The sequence below is a fragment of the Caballeronia glathei genome, assembly GCF_000698595.1.
Lineage (GTDB): Bacteria > Pseudomonadota > Gammaproteobacteria > Burkholderiales > Burkholderiaceae > Caballeronia > Caballeronia glathei.
Genome location: NZ_JFHC01000209.1, coordinates 1 through 1,793, shown reverse-complemented (window position 1 = coordinate 1,793; position 1,793 = coordinate 1). Strand labels below are relative to the sequence as shown.

Annotated in this window: 2 protein-coding genes; one reads left to right on the top strand and one right to left on the bottom strand. The window is 60.0% G+C overall.

Annotated elements, in window-relative coordinates; all coding sequences use genetic code 11:
- The coding region (locus BG61_RS38320; RefSeq protein ID WP_035943571.1) for a transglycosylase SLT domain-containing protein at window positions 1-786 on the top strand (786 nt) is incomplete at its 5' end.
- Window positions 787-1,120: 334 nt separating this feature from the next.
- Here the strand turns inward: BG61_RS38320 and BG61_RS38315 are convergent.
- Window positions 1,121-1,636, bottom strand: coding sequence for a hypothetical protein (locus BG61_RS38315; protein ID WP_232256399.1), 516 nt, complete (start codon window positions 1,634-1,636; stop codon window positions 1,121-1,123).
- Window positions 1,637-1,793: the final 157 nt, after the last annotated feature.

Below are 1,793 nucleotides of genomic sequence, written 5' to 3'. Positions count from 1 at the left end.
GTGGTCGATGACTGGAAAGCAAAGCTGTGGGCGCAAGTCCTGCCTCAGATCAGGGTCAGGGAGGATCTGGCAGTACGCAGCGAAGGCTATGTCGGTTGGGCCATCAGGAAGAACAGCCCTCAACTGCAGGCTGCGGTGACTGATTTCTATAACGAGTTTGCCAAAAAGCAGGGCGTCATCGACTATCGGCTCGCACAGTTCATGAAGCGTATCAAGCAGGTCACGGATGCTTCGGGAGCGGCGGAACTCACGCGTTTCGAAGCTACTCTTGCCCTCTTCGAGAAGTATGGCAAGCAGTATGGCTTCGACCCTCTGATGCTGGCCGCCTTAGGCTATCAGGAATCGCAGTTGAACCAGTCGGCCCGAAGTCACGTTGGCGCCGTCGGTGTCATGCAGTTGATGCCGGGAACAGGCAAGGAAATGGCGGTCGGCAACATCGACGTGACCGAATCGAACATCCATGCGGGAACCAAATACATGGATCGGCTGATGACACGCTACTTTCCCGACGCGCACTTCGATGAGACCACTCGCGCGATGTTTGCGTTCGCGAGCTATAACGCGGGGGCGGCCAAAATTGCAAAGATGCGCACGGAAGCCGCGGCACGCGGGCTCGATCGGGACAAGTGGTTCAATAACGTCGAAATCGTCGTCGCGGAGAAGATTGGCATCGAAACCACGACGTACGTACGCAACATCTACAAGTATTACGTCGCATATCGCTTAATCGTCGATTCGCAGCATGCGCGCGACAAGGCGATTCGCAAAATGCAGCCCGGTGGTTGACCTTTGCCGGGCGGAGCCGACCCCCGAATGTCCGACTGACGTTGCCGGCGAGAGCCGCTTCATGGCCGTTGAGCCCTTCCCCCTTCTCAGATCGGCGAATTTTGCACTTACGCCAGATACCGGAGTCGCAACCGACGAACCGCGAATATGCCAATCGCCGAAAGCGAAGGCGGTTGCTCGTCATCCACCGGCTTTAGCTTCGGCTTGCGAGCCAGAGCGTAAGCGACACACGGGAACGCCGGGAATCCCCGGGCCGGCACTGCGAGGCGTCAGCGGACCAGTCGACGCCGCCAAAGCGGGGTACGACTCATCGGCCCACGTGCTCGATGCGATGCTAGTCGGCATCCATCCACTCTTTTTCTACTGGCGGCTCGGCGCTGTTTTCCTCGGCCGGCAGGACTTCCTCTTCCGGAAGCAGCTCAATGCTCTGAACGACGGGCGGCTGAACGCTCTTGACCACGACGGCCGACTGAATGCTCTTGCCCACGACGGGCGGCTGATCGCCTGGCACCGGCGCGCTGTGCAGGTCGTTGCTCAAGCCCGCGCTCAGGCCCGTGCCGACGTTCGAGGTCGTGGTGCTTGCACTCTTGAGGATGCCGTGCACATCGAACAGAAACACCGTCGCCGACGACCGCGTGTCGGCACCGCCAACCAGCGACCCAATGAACGGAAGAAAGCTCTCGGGGCGCGGCCTCGACGTCACGAACATGTAGACCAGCAGCGTCGAGCCGTCATCCAGCGCGGTCTGAACCGACGCCGGGCCAAGCGTGGCTGTCACGTTTTGAAACGTCGTCACGCCGGGCCTGAAGCTCGACATCTGTTCAGACCTCACTTCGACCCCGGTCGACATGCAGCCGGCAAGCAGCGCGCCGCACAGCAGCCCAACTACCACTCTATGTTTCATGTTGCCCCCGTATTTACAATTCTATGACGACGGAGGGCGAGCGGCACGCGGTGAAAAACCAAGCTCGCTAAGGGGTGGTCTGGCGGAAACGCTCTGATCGGCA

Excerpts from the sequence above, each read along its gene's own strand:
- BG61_RS38315 (WP_232256399.1), bottom strand. The coding sequence starts at position 1,636 with ATGTCGACCGGGGTCGAAGTGAGGTCTGAACAGATGTCGAGCTTCAGG.